Here is a 575-nt window from a genome sequence, read left to right as displayed (position 1 = left end):
ATGGACAAGGCGCTAGGCAATTTAGGCCCGCACCCTGACTTGATTGAATGAGCGGATAGATGTCATTGACGATTGTGGGGTCTATGGCGGTATAAAGGTGGGTGAATCGTCGACCGCTGTCCGCGCCCCCTGTCTGCGCCCTCTCTTCGCGCCGGGTGTTCGGTGGGCAAGTCGCTGCGACCGGAGGCCACGCATGACCATTCTCAAAGTCGTTCTCGCCGACGACCATAAAATGATCCGGGAGTCCCTAGGGGCGCTACTGTCCAGCGAGCCGGACATCAAGGTCGTCGCCTACGCCGGTGATGGCGCCGAAGCCATCACCCTGGCACAGGCTTGGAAGCCGCATATCGTGCTCATGGATGTCTGCATGCCGGTCGTCGACGGCATCGAAGCGGCAATGCGCATCGTCAAGCAACTGCCTCAGACCCGAGTCATCGCGCTGTCGGCGCAAGGCGAGCGGCCCTTCGTGTCGCAGATGGTGGAGGCCGGCGTGCAGGGGTATGTGCTCAAGGACGAATCCGTCGCCACGCTGGCGCGTGCGGTGCGGGCCGTCGCCGCCGGTCAGACCTGGCTGC

At 63.1% G+C, this 575-nt stretch carries 1 protein-coding gene; it reads left to right on the top strand.

Annotation, left to right across the window (positions count from 1 at the left end):
- Nucleotides 1–193: 193 nt before the first annotated feature.
- Nucleotides 194–575: response regulator (locus tag CKO25_RS20765; protein WP_200383304.1), on the top strand; the 382-nt coding region annotated here is incomplete at its 3' end.

Origin of the sequence: Thiocapsa imhoffii (assembly GCF_016583985.1) — a bacterium.
Lineage (GTDB): Bacteria > Pseudomonadota > Gammaproteobacteria > Chromatiales > Chromatiaceae > Thiocapsa > Thiocapsa imhoffii.
Note: the sequence above shows the minus strand (reverse complement) of the source record. Positions and strands in the feature narration are given on the sequence as shown.